The organism is Oerskovia paurometabola, assembly GCF_016907365.1.
GTDB classification, from domain to species: domain Bacteria; phylum Actinomycetota; class Actinomycetes; order Actinomycetales; family Cellulomonadaceae; genus Oerskovia; species Oerskovia paurometabola.
On the sequence record NZ_JAFBBV010000001.1, the window covers coordinates 3,344,536 to 3,365,531 of the forward strand.

A 20,996-nucleotide genomic window follows, 5' to 3' on the forward strand; every position below is an offset into this window, starting at 1 on the left:
GGCCCGAGGGTGCCAGGTCGCCGCGCACCGCGCGGGGTGCAGGACGCGCCCTGTGGACGGGGAGCGGCACGCACGGCCTGTGCACGGCCGGGCACGGCCGGGCAGGGCCGGGCAGGGCCCACAGCCTGGCCGGTCCGCACCAGCAGGGCCAGGGGGTCGTCAGACCACCGGGCGGCGAGCCGTTCCGGCCTCAGCCCGGGAACGTCGGCAGCGCGACGTTCTCGATCCGCTTCTCCCAGACCGCGCCCGACCGGCTGCGCCCGAACAGCGTCCCGTCCTGCGTGAGGACCTGGACCGTCCGGTCGCCGTCGCCCGCGCTGATCGCCGTCGCACCTGCGACCGGCGAGAGTCGCGTGGTCTCCCCTCCGACCAGGACGAGATGGACCGTCGGCGCGGCCTCCGTCTCGTCGGTGCCCAGGACCGCGAGCGTCGTCTCGTCGGCCCACACGACCTGCGAGGCCGAGGTGATCGGGGCGCCTACGCGGAAGGGTTCCGAGAGCCCCGTCGGGACGTCCTTCTCGTCGCGCACGATGCCGGCGACGTCCACCCGGGTGACCAGGCCGTCCGAGCTGACCACCGCGATCCGGGCTCCGTCGTGCGCGACCCGGATCGACTGCACGGTGCGTCCGGCCAACCACGGCGCGGCGACCGTGACGGGGTCACCCGCCTCCGCGAGGTCCCCCCGGACGACCTGCAGCGCGCCCTGCTGCGCCGTGGGCCCCGACCACACCCCACCGAACCGGTCGACGGTCGGGGCCAGGAGGTCCTCCCCGGTCAGGAGCGGGACCTCGGGCAGGTTCTTCGTCGCGAGCCGCACGAGGCTGCCCGTCCCGTCGCGGACCACGAGCGGACGCGCGTCGCTGCCCTGCGCCAGGGCGGTCGCCGTGGTCCCGGCGAGCGAGACGGCAGGGGACAACGACACCGCCTCGTCCGCTCCGCTGTCGAGCACCTTGACCTCGCCCTGAGCTGCGACGACCTCGCTCCCCTCCGTCACGGCCTTGATGGGCACGGCCCCGCCTGTCGGGGTGCTCAGCAGGTCCTCCCCGCGATAGAGGTTGACGGTGAGCGGCAACGCGTCGAAGAGCGTCGCCTCGAGCTGTGCCTTGAGCAGCGCACGGTCCTCGGGGGGCGCGAGCGAGATGGTGTCCGTCAGCCGGACCTCGGAGACTCCGCCCTCGCTCGGTACCGCGTCGATGCTCAGGCGCGTCCCCTCGGGGACCACGGGCGCGGTCGCCCCCCGGAGCCACTCGACGGGCCCCACCAGGATCTCCGTGACGGCGCTCGTCTGCCACCCCCGGTTGGGGAACCAGCGGTCGTCGGGGACCAGCACCTCGCGGTCGGCCGACGGGAAGTACAGGCGGGTCTGCCGGAAGGCGGCCTGGAAGCTGCTCTCGGAGAGCAGCAGCCCGTCCTCGGCCGTCTCGATGCGCCACTGCCCGTCGCCCTGACGCACCAGCCCGAAGGACACCGGCACGGCACCCGCCACGCCGGGGACGTCCTCGGTGTAGACGCCGCGCTTGTCCAGGGCCCCGACGACGGTGGCGCTGCCCGTGACCGTGACCTGCCCGGACTTCATGGCCTCCTTGTCGACGGTCAGGTCGAGGTCGCCGTCGAACACCAGGACCTGGGACTCCCAGCTCCAGGCGCCTGCGTCGGTGAGGAACTCCTGGGCGACGTCGAAGTCGCCCGCCGGGCCGGCCGCCTGCGCGGTCAGGAAGCCCGACACGATCCGCACCGGGTCGTCCCCCGCGACAGGTCCCCGTGCGCGCAGCCCCGGCGCGTTGTACCCCTGCACCACGTCGCTGCCGCGGATCACCGGGCCCGAGGTGGGGATCGACGCGCAGCCGGACAGCGCCAGGGCCGCCGCGACCAGACCCGCCCCGAGAGCACCCCGGGTCCTGCCGGGTCGTCGGTCGGTCATCGTTCCTCCTCGTCGACGGTCGCGCCGGGCCGGTCCGCGACGCCGTGACGGACGAACGTGAGGTTCTCGTCGGGCAGAACGGGCAGGGCCGAAGGGCTCGTGGTCCCCTCCGTCGGGTCCTCGACCCGCTCGATCTGCCCGGTCGGCGGGCGGAAGCCACGTCCGCGGGTCGGGTCCTGCGGGACCAACGGCAGGGGCGACGCCTCGAGCCGGATCCCCGCGCGCAGCGGGAGCGTGAGCCGGAAGGCGGCTCCCTGCCCCGGACGACCCCAGACCTCGAGCCACCCGCCGTGCAGGTGCGCGTCCTCGAGCGAGATCGCGAGGCCGAGCCCTGTCCCGCCGGTGGTGCGAGCACGTGCCGGGTCGGCCCGCCAGAAGCGGTCGAACACGTGCAGCGCCTCCTCCTGCGTCATGCCCACACCGTGGTCACGGACCACGATCGCGACCGCATAGCGGTCGTGGGCGACCGTGATCTCGACGGGCTTCTCCTCGGCGTGCTCGATCGCGTTGACCACGAGGTTGCGCACGATGCGTTCGACGCGGCGCGGGTCCACGTCCGCGGTGACGGCCCCGTCCGGGAGGTGCACCGACATCCACACGCCCTTGCGCTCCGCGAGCGGAGCGGCGAGCTCGACCGCGGCGTTGACGACGTCGCGCACGTCGCGCCGCTCGGCGTCGAGCTGGGCGGCCCCCGCGTCGAACCGGCTGATCTCCAGCAGGTCGGCCAGGAGGTCCTCGAACCTGTCGAGCTGGGTCTGGAGCAGCTCGGCCGACCGCTTGGACGCAGGGTCGAAGTCGTCGCGCGACGCGTGCAGGACCTCCCCCGCCATCCGGATCGTCGTGAGCGGGGTGCGCAGCTCGTGCGACACGTCCGACACGAAGCGGCGCTGCAGGAGCGAGAGCTCCTCCATCCGACCGATCTGGAGCTGCAGGCTCTCCGCCATCTCGTTGAACGAGCGGGCGAGCGTCGCGAGCTCGTCGTGGCCCTTGACGGGAAGCCGCTCGTTCAGGTGCCCGTCCGCGAGACGCTCGGCGACCCCCGCGGCGTTACGGACGGGCTGGACGGCCTGACGGGTCACGACCCACGTGATGAGCCCCAGGATGCCCACGACGAACACGGCACCGACGACCAGCGTGCGCTGCAGGAACGAGAGGGTCTCCTGCTCGGGCGCGAGCGTGTAGAGGAAGTACAGCTCGTAGGTGCCGACCGTGGGCACCTGGACCTTCGACCCCACGAGCACCCCGGGATCGACGGGAGAGCTCGGGTCCGACGGGTCGCGCGGGATCGCGACCGACTGGAGCTCGCGGCCGTCGCTCTCCATGACGGCGTCGCGCAGCTCGTCCGAGACGAGGCTCGCGAGCTGGTTGTCGGTGCTCACGTCGTTGAGGCGCGACGGTGCTCCCTCGGGCCGCATGAGGAAGATCTTGCGGTCGGGGCTTCCGCTCGTGCGCAGCGTGTTGTGCACGTCGAGCAGGAGCGTCTGGATCTCGGAGTCCTTGGTCTTGGACACCGAGGCCGTGAACAGGCTCTGCGCCTGCTGGATCGAGTTGGCGCTCTCGACGTTGATCTGCTCGAGCCGCTGGTCGAACAGCCCGTCCCGCATCGTGCTCGACAGGTACGCCCCGAGCGCCGCGACCGTGATGACCCCGACGACGAGCGCCGTCCCGACCACGCGCAGCTGCATCGACGACCGTGCCCGCCAGGTGAGCCGGCCGACCGCGGCGCGCACCCGTCGTCGGGCACGACGGAACGACCGCCCCACCCGAGCGCGCAGCGACGGAGCGCTCACCCGCGCGCCGCGCCCGCCTTGTACCCGACGCCGCGGACGGTCAGGACGATCTCCGGGTTCTCCGGGTCGTGCTCGACCTTCGAGCGCAGGCGCTGCACGTGGACGTTGACCAGGCGCGTGTCCGCCGCGTGACGGTAGCCCCAGACCTTCTCGAGGAGGACCTCGCGCGTGAAGACCTGCCACGGCTTGCGGGCGAGCGCGACCAGGAGGTCGAACTCGAGGGGCGTCAGCGCGATGGGGCGGCCGTCGCGCGTGACCCGGTGCCCGGTCACGTCGATCTCGACGTCGCCGATCGCCAGGTGCTCGGGGGCGGGCTCGTCCGAGCGGCGCAGGCGCGCCCGGATGCGCGCCACGAGCTCCTTGGGCTTGAACGGCTTGGAGATGTAGTCGTCGGCGCCGGACTCCAGGCCCAGGACGACGTCGACCGTGTCGCTCTTGGCCGTGAGCATGATGATGGGCACCCCCGACTCCGCACGGATCAGGCGGCACACCTCGGTGCCGTCCTTGCCCGGCAGCATGAGGTCGAGCAGGACGAGGTCCGGCTGCGTGCTGCGGAACGTCGCCAGGGCGAGGTCTCCGTCCGCACAGAACACCGGGTCGAACCCCTCGGACCGCAGCACGATGCCGATCATCTCGGCGAGAGCGGTGTCGTCGTCGACCACAAGCACACGTACCTTCATGGCCCCATTTTGCCATCGACCGCGGGGTCGTCGGTCCGACCCACCGTACGGCGTCCAGTGTTCACCCGAGCGGCCCGGCCACCGCGTCCGCCGGTCCCCCGTACTAGGGTGGTCCGCTACCGGGCCGGACACCCTCGCGGCGTCCTGCACGGCCTCACCAGGACGAGCCCACGGGCCCGACAGAACCGAGCGGGGACAGCAGAGCAGATGACGACGCCCGACGACGCCGGCACGCCAGCACCGGACGACACCCCGCGCTACGGCCAGCGCGCCCCGCAGCCGCCGGGATCGACGCCGCCCGCCGGCGGGCCGCCCCCTCAGGGCGGTCAGTACGGTCCTCCGGCGCAGCCCGGTCAGCCCGCCCCGACCCAGCCCGCGTCGAACGCGTGGGGGCAGCCGCAGTACGGCCAGCCCGGCCGGTACGGCCAGCCCTCCGGCCAGCCCGGTCAGTACGGCGCCCCCCAGTACGGCCAGCACGGCCAGCCCGGTCAGCCCGGTCAGCCCGGTCAGTACGGCGCCCCGCAGTACGGCGGGCCTCAGCAGCCCGGCTACGGTCCGCCGTCGTTCGCGGGCAAGCCCTACGCGCCCCCCGCGAACAAGCCCGGCATCATCCCGCTGCGCCCGCTGAGCCTCGGCGAGATCTTCGACGGCGCGTTCGGCGCGATCCGCGCCAACCCCAAGGTGATGCTCGGGATGAGCGCGACCGTGATCGCGATCGCGACGGTCCTCGGGCTCGGGCTGGGCGTGCTGATCAGCGGGATCTTCTCGCCCCAGCTCGCCCAGATCGAGGCGGAGCTGAGCGTCGAGATGGGCGCCGACGCCACGGGCCTCACGGAGATGTTCCCCCTGCTCGGCGCCTCGATGGTGTCATCGGTCGTGCTGGCCCTCGCGATGCCCGTCGTCAACGGCCTGCTCATCACCTCGGTGGGCCAGTCCGTGATCGGTCGCAAGGCGAGCGCGAGCGAGGTCTGGGCCCAGGCGAAGTCGAAGATCTGGCCCCTGCTGGGCTTCTCGATCCTCTGGTCGATCGCTCTCGGGGCCGTCTGGTTCGTCTACCTGCTCCTCACGGTCCTCGCGTTCACGGCGGACGTCGGCCTCGGCATCGCCGTCGCGCTCCTCGGGCTGCTGGGTCTCGCCGTGTTCGGCGGCTGGTTCCTCGTCCGCACGCTCCTCGTCCCGCCCGCCATGGTCCTCGAGGGCCAGGGCTTCGCGAGCGGCGTGAAGCGCGGCTGGACGGTCTCTCGCGGCTCGTTCTGGCGGCTGCTCGGGATCTACCTCCTGGCCTCGATCGCGGTCGGCACGATCACCTGGCTCGTCTCGCAGCCGTTCGGGATCATCGGCGGCATGCTCTCGATCTGGAGCATGTTCGCGATGTACGCGGTCGTGGCCGTGGGGTCGATCGTCACGGGCGTCATCAGCGCGGTGTTCCTCGCGGGCGTCGTCTCGCTGCTCTACATCGACGTCCGCATGCGCCGTGAGGGGTTGGACGTCGAGCTCACGGCCGCGGCCGAAGACCACGCGGGCCACGGCCCGGCGTGACCGGCGCGCTCCCTGCGTCGCTCGCCGCCTGGCAGGCGGCTGCTCCGGCGCGCCTCGGCCTGGGGGTCGGTGCCGACGTCCCGGTCGTGCCCGACGCCGACACCGCACGACAGTGGTTGAAGGAAGAGCTCCTCGACCCCGTGTACGTGGACCAGCCCTCGCTCCTGTCGCGCTTCGTCGACTGGCTGACCGGCCTGTTCACCGACGTCCGGGTCCTCGACGTGAACCCCGTGGTGGCCTCGCTCGTGATCGTCGGGCTGGTCCTCGTCGTGGCGGTTGTCGCCTACGTGGTCACGGGCCCGGTCCGCCTGTCCCGCAAGGCCCGTTCGTCGGTCGCGGTGTTCGACGACGACGAGCGCTCCGCCAAGGAGCTCCGGGCCGCGGCCGACGCCGCCGCCTCGACGGGCGACTGGCCGACCGCCGTCGTCGAGCGCTACCGCGCCGTCGTGCGTTCGCTCGAGGAGCGCGTGATCCTGGACCCGCGCCCCGGGCGCACGGCCCACGAGGCCGCGGACGACGCCGCCGTGCGCCTCCCTGCGCTCGCGGAGCGGCTCGCGGCCGGTGCACGCCTGTTCGACGACGTCCGCTACGGGAAGGTGTCGGTCGGGCCTGCGGCCGACCAGGCGCTGCGCGAGCTCGACGCGGCGACGCTCGCCACGACGCCGACCCCGCCCGCCCACCTGCTCGGGGCCCCGGAGCCGGACTCCCCCGCCCAGGTGCCCACCCCCTCCGGAGGCTCCCGGTGACCACTGGACTCGACGCACCGCCGCCCCCGGTCTCCGCCCCCGACACGTCCGCCCCGGCCGTCACGACCGCCTACGTCCCGGTGCGGGTGACGGGCGACGGCACCACGGCCAGGTCCCGGGCGGCGCGCCGGTGGCGTGCGGCCCGCTGGCCGCTCGCCGTGCTCCTCCTGGTGGCGATCGTGGCGGGACTCGCCGCGCTGTCGCGGCCCGCCGTCTCGAGCACCCCGCTCGCCCCGGACAACGCCGGTCCGAACGGAGCCCGGGCCCTCGCCCAGGTGCTCGGTGACCAGGGCGTCGAGGTCGCGTACGTGACCACGACGGCGGACGCCGCCTCGCGCGCCGACGCCGGGACGACGCTCCTCGTGACGTCCGACCTCAACCTGCTGCCCGAGCAGGTCGACGCACTCCTCGCGACCGAGGCCGACCTGGTGCTCCTGGAGCCCGGCTACGACCTGCTCGAGGGCGCGACCGACGGGACCGCGTCCCTGGGCGACGACTGGTCGTCGCCCGACTCCCTGCGCAGCCCGCAGTGCACGGACCCCGACGCGGTCGCCGCCGAGGAGATCCGCAGCACGGGCTTCGGCCTGACCGCGTCCGGACCAGGCTCGGTCGTCTGCTTCCCCGGTGACGACAGCCCGCCGGACACGGGCGCGTACCTGGTCCACGAGGGTCAGCGTCGCGTCGTCGCGTTCGACGACGCGACGCTGCTCACGAACGCCCGCGTCGACCAGGACGGCAACGCCGCCCTCGCCCTGCGTGCGCTCGGTCGCCACGAGACCCTGACGTGGTTCGTGCCCGACCTGCTGGACACCTCGTCGACCGGCGACTCCTCGGTCGGGGCGGCTGCCCTGCCTCCCTGGGTCACGATCGTGCTCGTCCAGCTCCTGGTCGTCGCCCTGTTCGCGGCCCTCTGGCGCGGCCGCCGCCTCGGACCGCTCGTGACCGAGGACCTCCCGGTCGTCGTCCGCGCGTCCGAGACGACGCGTGGCCGCGGCCGCCTGTACCGCCGGTCCCGCTCCCGCGGGCACGCCGCGGCCGGCCTGCGCGCCCACGGCGCCGACCGCATGGCCTCGCGGCTGGGCCTGCCGCGGTCGGCAGCCGCGCCCGTGCTGATCGACGCGATCGTCCGCGCCACGCACCGCCCGGCCGAGCAGGTCGCGCACCTCTTGTACGGCCCACCACCCGCCGACGACGCAGCGCTGCTCGAGCTCGCGCGTCACCTTGACCAGTTGGAGAGCGAGGTCTTCCACCCGTGACGCACCACCCCGAGGGGTCGAACCCCTATCAGCAGCCCGCGGACCGCTACGCGCCGCCGCAGCCTGCACAGCCGGAGCAGCCCGTGCAGACGGCGCCGTCCTCCGCCCACCCCCACGGCCAGGCCGAGCCCCCGGCGCAGCCGCCCGCCTACGGCGCCCCCGTCCCGCAGGCGCCCGCCGCCCCCGTCGCGCACGCCGTCGCCGACGCACCCACCCAGGCTGCGCCGTCGGGTCCCTCGCACGAGCTCCGCGCGGCCCTCGCGGCCGTGCGGACGGAGGTCGGCAAGGCCGTCGTGGGCCAGGACGCCGCTGTGACGAGCCTGCTCATCGCGATGCTCTGCAAGGGCCACGTGCTGCTCGAGGGCGTGCCCGGTGTCGCCAAGACGCTGCTCGTGCGCACGCTCGCGGCCTCGCTCGACCTGGACACCAAGCGCGTCCAGTTCACGCCGGACCTCATGCCGGGCGACGTCACGGGCTCGCTCGTGTACGACGCACGCACGGCCGAGTTCTCGTTCCGCGAGGGCCCCGTCTTCACGAACCTGCTGCTCGCCGACGAGATCAACCGCACGCCCCCCAAGACCCAGGCCTCGCTGCTCGAGGCCATGGAGGAGCGCCAGGTCTCGGTCGACGGGACGCCGCGGATGCTGCCGGACCCGTTCCTCGTCATCGCGACGCAGAACCCCGTCGAGTACGAGGGCACCTACCCGCTGCCCGAGGCCCAGCTCGACCGCTTCCTGCTCAAGCTCGTCCTGCCGCTGCCCGAGCGCGACCAGGAGATCGAGGTCCTCGCGCGGCACGCCGCGGGCTTCAACCCGCGTGACCTCGCCGCCGCGGGCGTGCGCCCCGTCGCGGGCCGCGAGGTCCTGGACCGCGCGCGCGCCGAGGTCGCCCAGGTCCAGGTCTCGCGCGAGGTCCTCGGCTACGCCGTGGACCTGTGCCGCGCCACCCGCCACTCGCCCTCGCTGTCGCTCGGTGTCTCGCCCCGTGGTGCCACGGCGCTCCTCGCGACCTCGCGCGCGTGGGCGTGGCTGTCGGGTCGTGGGTACGTCACGCCCGACGACGTCAAGGCCCTGGCCCACCCGACGCTGCGCCACCGCGTCCAGCTCCGGCCCGAGGCCGAGCTCGAGGGCGTGACCGCCGAGAGCGTGCTCGACACGGTGCTGGCCTCCGTGCCGGTACCGCGCTGAGCGCCGGCAGCCTGAAGGGATGACATGGCTCTGACGTGGCGCGCGGTCGCGCTGGCGGCCCTGGGCGTGGTCGCCGTCCTCGTGGTGCCCTCGTACGGCACCGTGCTGCTCTGGGCGCTCGTCGTGGGGGCGCTGTGCGCGCTCGACGTGATGCTCGCGGCCTCGCCGCGCCAGGTAGCGGTCGAACGGCGCGTGCCCGGATCGGTGCGCCTCACGGGGCGCACGACGTCGCAGCTCGTCGTGACGAACCTGAGCGGACGGCGCCTGCGGGCCGTGGTGCGCGACGCGTGGGCTCCTTCCGCGGGCGCCCAGCGCAACCGTCACGCCGTGGACCTGCCCGCCGGGGAGTCGGCACGCCTGGTGACCACGCTCGTCCCGACGCGGCGCGGTGACCGCGCCGCGGGCGCGGTCACGATCCGCTCGGCGGGCCCGCTCGGGCTCGCCGCCCGCCAGGTCTCGCTCGACGTCCCCGGACGGCTGCGAGTGCTCCCCGAGTTCGCCTCGCGCCGCCACCTGCCGAGCAGGCTCGCACGGCTGCGCGAGATGGACGGCCGCTCGGCCGTCCAGGTGCGGGGCGAGGGGACGGAGTTCGACTCGCTGCGCGAGTACGTGATCGGCGACGACGTCCGCTCGATCGACTGGCGGGCCTCGGCCCGCCGCGCGGACATGGTCGTGCGGACCTGGCGCCCCGAGCGCGACCGCCGCGTCCTGATCGTGCTCGACACGTCCCGGACGTCCGCCGCGCGCATCGGTGACGAGCCGCGGCTCGACGCGAGCATCGAGGCGGCCCTGCTGCTCTCGGCCCTCGCGGGACGCGCGGGCGACCGCGTCGAGCTGTTCGCGTACGACCGCGGCGTGCGCGCCAGGGTCGCGGGGGCGGCCGGCCCCCGGCTCATGCCCGCGCTCGCGGACGCGCTCGCGCCGGTCCAGCCCGCGCTGCTCGAGACCGACTGGCCAGGGCTCGTGGGTTCGGTCCACCAGCGGCTCTCGCAGCGCGCGCTCGTCGTGCTGCTCACGACCCTCGACCCGGCCGCGGTCGAGACCGGCCTGCTCCCCGTGGTCGGGCAGCTGACGTCCACGCACCAGGTGGTCGTCGCCTCGGTCGCGGACCCCGAGGTCGCTGCCCTGCGCGCGGCCCGGGACTCGAGCGCCGAGGTCTACGACGCCGCCGCCGCGGCGCGCGTCGAGCTCGAGCGCACCGCGGTCCGCACCGTGCTGTCCCGCAAGGGCGTCGAGGTCGTCGAAGGGCTGCCCGAGGAGCTCGCGCCCCGGCTCGCGGACACCTACCTCGCGCTCAAGGCGGCCGGACGCCTCTGACGCCGGGCGCCCTCACCGCACCGTCACACGGCCCGTCGAGATGCTCCCACCCCACCGCCTAGGCTGGAGGTGGAAACCCCCATCTCCCGAGGAGCACCACCGTGACCCGACCGGCCACCCCGCGCGACCGTGAAGCCCGCAACCGACGGGTCGCGATCATCGTGATCTTCGCGCTGTCCGCGACCTTCGTCATCCCGGCGCTCGGCTTCCTGATCTTCTGACCCGACCGGCCCGCGACGCCGCGCTGAAGGGGCGCCGCGCGGCAGGATGGTCCCATGACCGCCGACGGCCGCCACGGGCCCACCCTCAGCCTCGACGACCTCAACCGGGCGCTCCTGGCCCGTCAGCACCTGCTCGCCCCCGCGCCGTGGGCCCCCGTCGCCGAGGTGGACCACCTCGTGGGACTCCAGTCGCAGGCTCCGACGAGCCCCTACCCGGGGTTGTGGTCACGCCTCGACGGCTTCCGGACCGACGACCTCGCGGACAGGTTCCTGGACCGGTCGGTGACCCGCATCGCGGTCATGCGCGGCACGGTCCACCTCGTCACCGCCGACGACGCCCTCGAGCTCCCCGGTGCCCTGCGCCCTCTGCTCGAGTCCGGGGTGCGCACGGGCAGCGCGCACGCCAAGGCGCTCGTGGGCACGAACCTCGACGACGTCGCCTCGGCCGCGCGGGACCTCCTGACCGGGTCCCCCCTGACCTCGGGCGACCTGGGGCGACTGCTCGGCGAGCGCTGGCCCGACGTCCACCCTCAGCACCTGGCCTACACGGCCCGCTGCTTCCTCCCCCTCGTCCAGGTCACGCCCCGCGGGCTGTGGGGCGCGAACGGCCCTGGCACGACGACGACCTGGACCACGGCCGACGCCTGGTTCGGACGGCCGAGCCGCACGCTCCTCGACCCCGACGAACGCGCCGCTGCGCTCGTGCGCCTCGTCCGCCGCTATCTCGCGGCGTTCGGCCCCGCGACCGTCATGGACGCCCAGCGGTGGGCCGGGCTGACGGGCCTGCGCGACGCCGTCGGGCGGCTGCGGCCCGAGCTCGTGACCTTCACCGGGCCCGACGGGAAGGAGTACCTCGACCTGCCCGACGCCCCGCGCCCCGGTGCGCAGGCCCCCGCTCCCCTGGTGCTCGTGGCCGAGTTCGACAACCTGGTGCTGGGTCACGCGGACCGCACGCGCGTCGTGGACGACGTCCGCCGCAAGGCCATCACGACCGTCAACGGTCAGGTGCCCGGGACGGTCCTCGTGGACGGCTACGTGGCCGCGACGTGGAAGGTGCGCCGCACCGGGACGCGCTCGGCCACGACGCCCGACGCCGTCGCGCACCTCGACGTCGTCCCGCTCGGGCACACGTTCACGCGCGCGCAGCGGGCCGCGCTCGACGCACGCGGCGGTGAGCTGCTGCGGTTCGTCGCACCCGAGGCGTCCGAGCACGTCGTCACCGTCGCGGGCACGTAGCGCGGCCTCGGCGGACCCGGACGGCTCAGGCCGCGACCGGCGCGACGTCCCCCGCAAGGTCGGCCGAGAGGTCGCCCGTCTCCCCCGCCAGCACGGCCCGGCGCCCGAGCACGATCGTGTACGCCCAGAACGCCGCGAGCGCGATCGCCCCGATGACGATCTTGAGCCACCACGCCATGCCCGACCCGGTGACGAACCCCTCGATCAGCCCCGAGACGGCCAGCACCACCACGAGCCCGATCACGACCGTGAAGAGCGAGCGCCCCTCTTCCGCGAGGGCGCGCAGGCGAGGGCGGGGCCCCGGGTCGACCATGGTCCAGAACAGACGCAGCCCTGCTGCCCCGGCCACGAAGATCGCGGTGAGCTCGAGCAGGCCGTGCGGGGCGATGAGCGTGAGGAAGGTGTCGAGCTCGCCGTAGGACGCCATCATGCCGCCCGTCGAGCCGACCGCCACGGCGTTCGAGAACAGCAGGTACGCCGTGAAGACCCCCGTGATCCCGAACGCGACGCACAGCGCGGCGAGCCACGCGTTGTTGGTCCAGACCACGGCGGCGAAGTCCACCCCGGGGTCGTAGTAGCTCGCGAACGCCTCGTCGACGTAGGCCTCGCGCTGGCTGGGCGTGCCCATCGAGGCGAGCGCGTCGGGGTTGGTGGCGACCCACCAGCCCGAGACCACGGCGACGAGCAGGAACAGGGTCATGACCGTCACGGTCCACCAGCGGATCCGGTAGAGCGCGGCAGGCACCGAGACGGTGGCCAGGCGCGTCACGTCGCGCCACGCGGGCTCGTGCGCGCCCGCGATACGGCCCCTCGCGCGTGCCAGGAGGTCGGAGAGCCGCGTGACGAGGACCGGGTCGGGGGCCGACGAGCGGATCGTCGACAGGTGCGTCGCGACCGACTGGTAGAGGCGGACGAGCTCGTCCGCCTCGGCGCCGTCGAGCGAGCGCTTCTTGGTCAGCTCGGCGAGCCGCGACCACTCGTCGCTGTGCACGGCGTTGAAGGCATCGAGGTCCACGCGGCTACCCTGCCACACCTTGCCCTACAGTGGGCCGGACCCCTCGTCGCGTCCTGGTCCCCCCTCCGGGCGCGGCGACGACCCCGCGACCTGTGTCGACGACCCTGGAGGAGCACGCGTGCGAGACGGCATCCTGACCGGCGAGGGAGTGGTCCTCGACGCGCGGCCCGCGTCGTTCGTGACGCGCGCCCTGGGAGCCGTGATCGACCTGGTCGCGCTCGGGATCGTGATCCTGGTCGTCCTGTTCGCCGTGGCGGGGGCCGCGCTCAACGCGGTCAGCATCGACTTCGCCCCGGCCGTGTGGATCGTCCTCGTGGTCCTGATCATGGTCGGCATCCCCACGACGGTCGAGACCCTCTCGCGCGGCCGGTCGCTGGGCAAGCTCGCGACGGGCATCCGCGTCGTGCGCGACGACGGCGGCCCGGTCCGTTTCCGGCACGCCTTCATCCGTGCGCTCGTGGGCGTGGGCGAGCTGTGGATGACGTTCGGCTCGGTCGCCATCGTCGCGTCGCTGTCGAACGACAAGGGCAAGCGGGTCGGCGACATGCTGGCCGGTACCTACGCGATCCGCGTGCGCGGCGGGAAGCCGACGTACGCCGCCATCGCGATGCCGCCCTACCTCGCCGGCTGGGCCGCGCACGCCGACATGCGCCGGCTCCCGGACGGGCTGGCCCTCGCGGTCCGCCAGTTCCTGGGCCGCGCCACCCAGCTCAACCCCGCCTCGCGCGTGCGGATCGGCCAGGAGCTCGCCGGGCGGATCGAGCAGTACGTGGCCCCCGGCCCGCCGCCCGGGACCCCCGCCGAGGACTTCCTGTGCGCTGTCCTCGCCGAGCGGCGCAGCCGGGACTGGGTCAGCGCCCAGCGGGGACGGGTGCTCGCTCAGGAGCAGGGCGAGATGCTCCACCGCCTGCCGTACTCGGTGCCCGACCCCCGGACCTGACGGGCACGTTCCGCGCTCCCGCCCTGCGCGGCGACCCGCCCGCCCTGCCAGGAGTCCCCGCCTCGAACCGCCCGAAGGCCAGCACGAGCGCGCCGAGCACGAGCGCGGCCGCACCGAACCACAGGGGCCGGCTCGCCCACCAGTCGGCGCTCCACGACGCGGGCAGGGGCGTGCCGAGCCCCAGCAGGACCACGCCGAGCACGACGAACATCGCGGTCAGGTGCCACAGGTACAGCGTCATGGACCGCCCCGCGACCCACGCCACGAGGACCGCGCCGCGCCCCTGCGCCCAGCGCACCATGACGTCGCGCACCGCGAGCGCCACGCTCACCTGGAGGACCGCGTGGGTCACGGCGAGCGCCGTGGGCGGCCCGAGGTTGGAGATCGCGTCCCCCGGCATCCCGATGAGGCTCAGCGGGTAGGGACCGGCGACGACGAGGCCCGCCATGGCCGCGAGGGCGCCCGCGGCCACGACGGCGAGCGTGCGGCGGGAGGGCAGCGCGTCGCGCCGCACGAGGTCGACGTAGACGATCCCCAGGACGTAGGGCACGGCCCAGCCGAGCAGCACGTTCGCGACGGCCACCTGCTCGACGCCCGCCGCGAAGCGCAGCACGTCGACGACGAAGGGTGCGGCGACGACGACGGCGACCGTGCGCCAGCCCCACGCCCGGTAGGCCCGCAGCAGGGCCGGGGTGACGGCGAGCAGCAGCAGGTACACCCCGAGGAACCACAGGAGCTGCGGCGCGATCCGGGCGACCTGCAGCACGGCCGTCTCCGGCACCCCTGCGACGACGAGCACGACCGCCGCCACGGCCCACGCACCGACGAACGCCGCGACCGGCTTCCAGATGCGCGGCATCCGGCGCCGCACGACGTCCCACCCCGCCGCCACGAGGCCCGGTGCGGCGAGGCCCGGTGCGGCGGGGCCCGGGCGCCAGAGCTGGTACGCGGCCGACGCCCCGGCCGCGAAGAACAACAGGGGCAGGACCTGCAGGACCCACGTGAGGGTCCACGCGCCGCCGTGCGACAGGGCGTTGCCGATCCCGAGGCGTGCGCCGTCCCACGTGACCTCGGGCATGAGCCAGTGGACGCTCAGGACCGCGAGGGTCGCGAGCGCGCGCACGGCGTCGACGAACACGTCTCGACGCGCGGGTGCGCCGGCACCTTCCCGACGGCGCGGCGCGGGCTCCCGGCGCCGGGCCGCGGAGGCCGCGACGACGGAGGGCGGGCCCGCGGGCCGCGACGGACGGACCGCCCGGGTGGGGCGAGCGGGAAGACGAGGGACGTCGACGACGGCCACGGGATGCTCCTCGGGACGAAGGGAAGTGGTTCCCCACCAGTCTCGAAAATCCCGGTACGTCCCGGAATGGGAGCCTCCCCCGAGGCCCCGGCGGCGGTCCGGTCACCCGCGCGGGGGATGTCCCCCGCAGGCACCACCGCGACTCGCTCAGTCCCGCAGGTACCTGAGCACCGCGAGCACCCGGCGGTGGTCCCCCGCGTCCTGCGGCAGGCCGAGCTTGCCGAAGATCGCCGTGACGTTCTTCTCCACGGCCCCGTAGGACAGGAACAGGTTCTCCGCGATCGCGGTGTTCGAGCGGCCCTGCGCCATGAGCTCGAGCACCTCGCGCTCGCGCGGCGTGAGGCGCGCCAGGCCGTCGTCCGAGCGTGAGGCGCCCATGAGCTGGCTCACGACCTCGGGGTCGAGCACCGTCTGCCCCGCGGCGATGCGCGTCAGGGCGTCGAGGAACTCGCTCACGTCCGCGACCCGGTCCTTGAGGAGGTAGCCCACGCCCTCGGCGCCGCCGGTGAGCAGCTCGCTCACGAACCGCGTCTCGACGTACTGCGAGAACAGCAGGACCCCCAGCCCCGGCGACGCCGCGCGCAGCGCGAGCGCAGCACGCAGGCCCTCGTCCGTGAACGACGGGGGCATGCGGATGTCGATGATGACGACGTCGGGCAGGTCGCCGAGGGCGGCGAGGCGAGCCACCTCCGCGACGAGCGCGTCGCCGTCGCCCACGGCCGCGACGACCTCGTGGCCTCGACGGGTGAGCAGGGCGACGAGCCCGTCGCGCAGGATGACGGAGTCCTCGGCGATCACGAGCCGCACGGTGGTACCTCTTCTGTGTCGATGGGTCGGCCCGGGCGCCTCGGTCGAGGCGTCCGGGCCGCTCCGCGGGTGGGGCCGGCTACACCCTGCTCGGCAGGACGACCGTGACCACGGTAGGCCCACCGACCGGGCTCACGAGGTCCAACGTGCCGTCGACCGAACGAACCCGCTCCTCGAGGCCCGCGAGCCCCGACCGGTGGCCGCGCGCGTCGGGCGTCGAGATGCGCGCGCCGCCCTGCCCGTCGTCGCGCACGCGCAGGCGCAGCCGCGACCCCTGCTCCTCGACGAGCACGTACACGCCCGTGGCGCGCGCGTGCTTGGCGGCGTTCGTCACGAGCTCGGCGACGCAGAAGTACGCGATGGTCTCGACGGCCGGCGACGGCGCGATGCCCGGGTCCACGTCGACCGTCACGGGCAGCGGGGACCGGGCCGCGAGCGTCTCGAGAGCGACCGCGAGGCCGTTGTCGAGCGCGGGCGGGTGGATGCCCCGGGCCAGCTCGCGCAGCTCGACGAGCGCCTCCTTGGTCGACGCGTGCGCGTTGTCGACGAGCTCGAGCGCCTCGGACGCGTCACCGCCCGCGGCGAGCTGCTCCTTGGCCTCGCCGAGCTGCATCGCGACCGCGACGAGCCGAGCCTGGGTGCCGTCGTGCAGGTCCCGCTCGATGCGGCGCAGCTTGGCGTCCGCGTCCTCGACGGTCTTGCCACGGGACTTCTCGAGGTCGGCCACGCGCAGGCTCGCCCGGGTGGGGCCCAGCAGGTTGACCGTCAGGAGACGGAAGAGCTGGGCGAACCCGCGCACGATCTGCGGCCACAGCCACCACAGCGCGACGCCCACGGCCGCGAGCGCCGACTGGCGCAGCGGGGTGTCGACGTACCAGTCGGGCCCCATCTGCGCGCCGCGGTGCCACGAGCCGTCGGCAGCCATCTGCGCGGGCAGGAACTGCGACCAGAACCAGTGCGTCGCGGCACCCAGCGAGACGAAGAAGAAGGTCACCGACGTGACGAAGGCGACGAGCGCCAGGAAGAAGCTCACGAACATGAACGTCATGGCCCGCCACCCGGGGCCGTCCGAGAGGTTCGACCAGAGCATGCGCCAGAACCCGCGGCGCTGCGTGTGCGGTGCGGGGGCCAGCACGTCGACCGACAGCATCGACCGCGCCATCGAGCGGTACATGCCGCCCCAGCCGCGCGCCCCGAGGACCAGGGCGCCCGAGACCACGAGGCCCACGACCGTCACGAGGATCCCCGCGGTGAAGCTCACGGTGAACATCACGTACGTGAACGCGAAGGGCGCGACGAGCAGCGACAGCCACAGGTAGCCGAACTCGCGCCAGGTCTGGCGCGAGAACGGCGCTGCCAGGAAGCCGACCGGCTCGCGCAGGTCCACGTAGCGGGGGTCGAGCCCGCCGGGGACGTGCCCGAGGTGGGACAGGTCGCCGGTGGGCGCGGCCGACGGGGTCTCGACGGACACGACCGGCTCGGCGGACGGCGCGTACCCGGGCGAGGGCACGCCGTCGGGTGCGGCGTCGCCGAGCGGCGGCTGGGGGGATGTCACAGCAGACATGGTGGCAGGACTCCTGGGTCTGGTTCGAGCGGTACCACCAGTCTTCCCGACCGGCGCCCGCACGCCCAGGGTGCGCTCCGCCGTCGTGCAGGGGGGATGTCCCCCGTCTCGTGGCGTGCTCAGCGCGCGACGGGGGTCCCGGCCTCCTCCTCGGCGGCCCCCTGCTGCCCGACGGCGCCGCCCGGCTCCCCCGGCCCGCTCACCGTCGCCGCGCCGCGCGCGGGCGCGGACACCACCTGGATCGCGATCACCAGGACGGCCGCGACCAGCGCGATGACCAGGATCGTGGTCCCGCTCGGGTAGCGCGAGAACACCAGGACGGCCAGCGCCCCCGCCAGGACGAGCGCGATCAGCGGCCAGCGCAACCTCGCGACCCAGATCTCGAACGGGTGCGGAGCGCGCCCGCTGTCGCCCGCGTGGCCACGGCTGGCGGCGCGGACCAGCCAGTTGAACCCGCCCCGCACCGCGACCGCAGACCGGCTGGGGCCCGTGAGGTAGGCGGCGAGCACGACGACCACGCCGAACGCGAACACCGCCCGCAGCGACGTGCGCAACGGGACCAGGACGGCGTCGATCAGGGCCGTCGCGGCCGAGGGTGACAGGACGTCCGACGGCACCGCGCTCAGGTACAGCGAGCGGCCGACCGTGATCCCGACCGCGAGGATCGCCATGGCGACGACGTACGCGACGCCCGCGAGGACCACGGCCCGGCGGCGCCGCCCGCGCGGGGCCGCCCACACCGCACCGGCCGCGACCAGCAGCGAGAGCCACGGCAGGACGTTCGCGGCCGTGTTGAGGAACGCCACGGCCCGCTGGGCCTTGACCACGTCCTGCGACGTGAACAGCACGAACTGCGGGTCGATCGAGGGCAGGCTCTCGACGAACGTGAATCCTCGCGCGGAGAGCCGCTTGCTGACCTCGTCGATCATGGGACCGAGCGAGAGCGTGACCTGCCCGTTCGCGTCGGCGGTGATCGCGGTGTCCCCCTCCCCCGTGAGGACGGCGACCAGGTTCTTGTGCGCCTGGCGGTTCGCGACGATCCACAGCTCCTCGAACGTCGGCGACGTGACCATGCGGTCGACGGTCGAGCGCACGAACGACTCGCCCTGGCTCGCGAGGAGCGGGGCCAGGGCCTGCACCTGGGCAGGGACCTGCTCGACGTTCTGCGTGAGCGTCGCGAGGGCCTGCGCGGTGACGGTCTCGAGGTCGATCCGTTCGAGGATCGCGTCGGAGACCTGGGTGCTGATCTCCGCCTGGATCGCCGGGTCGGACCCCAGCGGCGTGACGGTCGCGACGTACTTGTCGGTGTCGAGGATCTCGGCACGCACGTACCGCGCGAGGACCGAGCCGAGCATCAGGACGCCCGCGAGGACCAGGAGCACCGCGACGGCCGTCCAGCGGAGCCACCCGCCGCGGTGTGCCGGTGCGGCGACGACCGCCCCGGCGGGCGGTGCGGCACGCTCGGCGCGCAGGCGCTGGACCTCCGCACGCAGCGCCTCGAGCTCCGCTCGTTCGGACTCGCTGATCGTGGGCTCGCTCGGGATCGTCGCCATCGTCTTCTCCTGTCAGCGCGCTGCTGGGACCATCCTTGCGCAGGAGTGCCGGAAGCGCTCAGGGTGACGGGCCGGACCGCCGACGGTGACGCACCCGCCCGCCGCGCACGACGGGCCGACGACCCCGGGTGACCGCACGCGAGAGGCCGGGCTCCTCCCGGAACCCGGCCCTCCGCCGTCGGACCCCTTGCTCAGGGGCTCACGCGTCCGCTCAGTAGCGGTAGTGCTCCGGCTTGTACGGCCCCTCGACCGGGATGCCGAGGTAGTCCGCCTGGTTCTTCGAGAGCTCGGTCAGGCGAACGCCCAGCGCGTCGAGGTGCAGGCGCGCGACCTTCTCGTCGAGGACCTTGGGCAGGCGGTAGACCTGACGCTCGTACGTGCGCTCGTCCTCCGGGCGCTGGGCATCCTCGAAGAGCTCGATCTGGCCGATGACCTGGTTCGAGAACGAGTTGCTCATGACGAACGACGGGTGGCCCGTCGCGTTGCCCAGGTTCAGCAGGCGCCCCTCGGACAGGACGATGATCGAGCGCGCCTCCTCGCCGTCGCCCGTGGGGAACGTCCACTCGTGGACCTGCGGCTTGATCTCGGTGCGCGTGACGCCCGGGATCTGCGCGAGCCCCGCCATGTCGATCTCGTTGTCGAAGTGGCCGATGTTGCCCACGATCGCCTTGTTCTTCATCGCGGCCATGTGCTCGGCCGTGACCACGTCCTTGTTGCCCGTGGTCGTGATGAAGAAGTCGGCCTCGCCCAGGACGTCCTCGATGCGCGCGACCTGGTAGCCGTCCATCGCGGCCTGCAGCGCGCAGATCGGGTCCACCTCCGAGACGATGACGCGTGCGCCCTGGCCGCGGAACGCCTCGGCCGCCCCCTTGCCCACGTCGCCGTAGCCGGCGACGAACGCGACCTTGCCGCCCATGAGGACGTCCGTCGCACGGTTGATGCCGTCGGGCAGCGAGTGGCGGATGCCGTACTTGTTGTCGAACTTCGACTTGGTGACCGAGTCGTTGACGTTGATGGCCGGGAAGAGCAGCTCGCCCGACTCGGCGAGCTGGTACAGGCGGTGCACGCCCGTGGTCGTCTCCTCGGTCACGCCGAGCAGCTGCTCCGCGATGCCCGTCCAGCGCAGCGGGTCGGCCGCGAGCGCCCGACGCAGGACCGAGCGCACGACGTTCATCTCGTGCGTGTGGTCGGGCTCGCCCGGGAGCGTGTCCGGGGGGACCGTGCCGAGGCGCTCGTACTGCAGCCCCAGGTGGACGAGCATCGTCGCGTCGCCGCCGTCGTCGAGGATGAGGTTCGCGCCCTCGGCGCCGTTGCTCCCCGGCCACAGCAGGATCTGCTCGGTGCAGTCCCAGTACTCCTCGAGGCTCTCGCCCTTCCAGGCGAACACCGGGACGCCCTGCGGGTCCTCGGGCGTGCCGTGGGGGCCGACGACGATCGCCGCGGCGGCCTCGTCCTGCGTCGAGAAGATGTTGCAGCTCGCCCAGCGCACCTGCGCACCGAGCGCGACGAGCGTCTCGATGAGGACGGCCGTCTGGACGGTCATGTGGAGCGAGCCGGCGATGCGCGCGCCCGCGAGCGGCTGCGACGCGCCGAACTCGGCACGCAGCGCCATGAGTCCGGGCATCTCGTGCTCGGCGAGGCGGATCTGGTGGCGTCCCGCTTCCGCGAGGGACAGGTCACGGACCTTGTAACGGCCGGGGACCTCGTCGAAGGAGGCCTGGGCGGTGGGCGTGGCAGAAGACATGGTGCTCCGAACGACGGTTCTGACGGTGTCGTTCCAGACTACCGGGGGTGACTCTCGCAGCGCCGAGGGTGCCCATCGTGGAGGCCGAGGGGGCCCGACGGCGTCGCTCGCCGTCGCCGTCGGCGCACCGGAGCATCACCCTCGGCAGGCGGTGCCGTCGCTCTCGGCAGGCGGGAGCGT

At 73.8% G+C, this 20,996-nt stretch carries 16 protein-coding genes; 7 read left to right on the forward strand and 9 right to left on the reverse strand.

Annotated features, from left to right (window positions below):
• Positions 1-190 precede the first annotated feature (190 nt).
• The 3 genes from JOD48_RS15030 to mtrA form a co-directional block, all read right to left on the reverse strand.
• Entirely contained in the window at positions 191-1,921 is a 1,731-nt protein-coding gene (locus JOD48_RS15030) for an LpqB family beta-propeller domain-containing protein (RefSeq protein ID WP_204809660.1), read from the reverse strand.
• Positions 1,918-3,606 carry an MtrAB system histidine kinase MtrB gene (mtrB, locus tag JOD48_RS15035; RefSeq protein ID WP_191790910.1) on the reverse strand — a complete coding sequence of 563 codons (1,689 nt, stop codon included), beginning with the start codon at positions 3,604-3,606 and terminating at the stop codon, positions 1,918-1,920. The genes JOD48_RS15030 and mtrB overlap by 4 nt, the downstream gene beginning before the upstream one ends.
• Before the next feature lie 101 nt (positions 3,607-3,707).
• The gene (gene mtrA / locus JOD48_RS15040) at positions 3,708-4,391 is read right to left on the reverse strand and encodes an MtrAB system response regulator MtrA (RefSeq protein ID WP_030150009.1); all 684 of its coding nucleotides are present in this window, start codon (positions 4,389-4,391) and stop codon (positions 3,708-3,710) included.
• A 207-nt stretch (positions 4,392-4,598) separates the two neighbouring features.
• Between mtrA and JOD48_RS15045 the strand changes: the two genes are divergently transcribed.
• From JOD48_RS15045 to JOD48_RS15070, 6 genes are all read left to right on the forward strand, one after another.
• Entirely contained in the window at positions 4,599-5,930 is a 1,332-nt protein-coding gene (locus JOD48_RS15045; protein WP_204809661.1) for a DUF7847 domain-containing protein, read from the forward strand.
• Positions 5,927-6,676, forward strand: a complete 750-nt coding sequence (locus tag JOD48_RS15050) for a DUF4129 domain-containing protein (protein ID WP_307824176.1) — start codon at positions 5,927-5,929, stop codon at positions 6,674-6,676. The genes JOD48_RS15045 and JOD48_RS15050 overlap by 4 nt, the downstream gene beginning before the upstream one ends.
• Positions 6,673-7,932: a DUF4350 domain-containing protein gene (locus tag JOD48_RS15055; protein ID WP_307824177.1), complete on the forward strand. Its 1,260-nt coding sequence runs from the start codon at positions 6,673-6,675 to the stop codon at positions 7,930-7,932. The genes JOD48_RS15050 and JOD48_RS15055 overlap by 4 nt, the downstream gene beginning before the upstream one ends.
• Positions 7,933-8,015: 83 nt before the next feature.
• Positions 8,016-9,119 carry an AAA family ATPase gene (locus JOD48_RS15060; protein WP_372440801.1) on the forward strand — a complete coding sequence of 368 codons (1,104 nt, stop codon included), beginning with the start codon at positions 8,016-8,018 and terminating at the stop codon, positions 9,117-9,119.
• Positions 9,120-9,143: 24 nt separating this feature from the next.
• The gene (locus tag JOD48_RS15065) at positions 9,144-10,436 is read left to right on the forward strand and encodes a DUF58 domain-containing protein (RefSeq protein ID WP_204809662.1); all 1,293 of its coding nucleotides are present in this window, start codon (positions 9,144-9,146) and stop codon (positions 10,434-10,436) included.
• 275 nt (positions 10,437-10,711) lie between these two features.
• Entirely contained in the window at positions 10,712-11,893 is a 1,182-nt protein-coding gene (locus JOD48_RS15070; RefSeq protein ID WP_204809663.1) for a winged helix DNA-binding domain-containing protein, read from the forward strand.
• Between the two features lie 25 nt (positions 11,894-11,918).
• On the opposite strand, the gene JOD48_RS15075 is transcribed toward JOD48_RS15070, so the two are convergent.
• Positions 11,919-12,908, reverse strand: a complete 990-nt coding sequence (locus JOD48_RS15075; RefSeq protein ID WP_204809664.1) for a stage II sporulation protein M — start codon at positions 12,906-12,908, stop codon at positions 11,919-11,921.
• A 118-nt stretch (positions 12,909-13,026) separates the two neighbouring features.
• Here JOD48_RS15075 and JOD48_RS15080 point away from each other — a divergent pair, with 118 nt between their 5' ends.
• On the forward strand, positions 13,027-13,848 hold the full coding sequence (locus tag JOD48_RS15080) for an RDD family protein (protein WP_191790837.1): 822 nt from the start codon (positions 13,027-13,029) through the stop codon (positions 13,846-13,848).
• On the opposite strand, the gene JOD48_RS15085 is transcribed toward JOD48_RS15080, so the two are convergent.
• The 5 genes from JOD48_RS15085 to ahcY all read right to left on the reverse strand — a co-directional run bounded on the left by JOD48_RS15085 (position 13,760) and on the right by ahcY (position 20,816).
• On the reverse strand, positions 13,760-15,148 hold the full coding sequence (locus tag JOD48_RS15085) for an acyltransferase family protein (protein WP_204809665.1): 1,389 nt from the start codon (positions 15,146-15,148) through the stop codon (positions 13,760-13,762). The genes JOD48_RS15080 and JOD48_RS15085 overlap by 89 nt on opposite strands.
• 147 nt (positions 15,149-15,295) lie before the next feature.
• Positions 15,296-15,955, reverse strand: coding sequence for a response regulator transcription factor (locus JOD48_RS15090; protein WP_191790839.1), 660 nt, complete (start codon positions 15,953-15,955; stop codon positions 15,296-15,298).
• Between the two features lie 79 nt (positions 15,956-16,034).
• Positions 16,035-17,510: a sensor histidine kinase gene (locus JOD48_RS15095; RefSeq protein ID WP_307824179.1), complete on the reverse strand. Its 1,476-nt coding sequence runs from the start codon at positions 17,508-17,510 to the stop codon at positions 16,035-16,037.
• 128 nt (positions 17,511-17,638) lie between these two features.
• Positions 17,639-19,072 carry a hypothetical protein gene (locus tag JOD48_RS15100; RefSeq protein WP_204809667.1) on the reverse strand — a complete coding sequence of 478 codons (1,434 nt, stop codon included), beginning with the start codon at positions 19,070-19,072 and terminating at the stop codon, positions 17,639-17,641.
• A gap of 211 nt (positions 19,073-19,283) precedes the next feature.
• Complete coding sequence (ahcY, locus tag JOD48_RS15105; RefSeq protein ID WP_204809668.1) at positions 19,284-20,816, reverse strand: adenosylhomocysteinase; 1,533 nt, start codon at positions 20,814-20,816, stop codon at positions 19,284-19,286.
• Between the last annotated feature and the right edge of the window lie 180 nt (positions 20,817-20,996).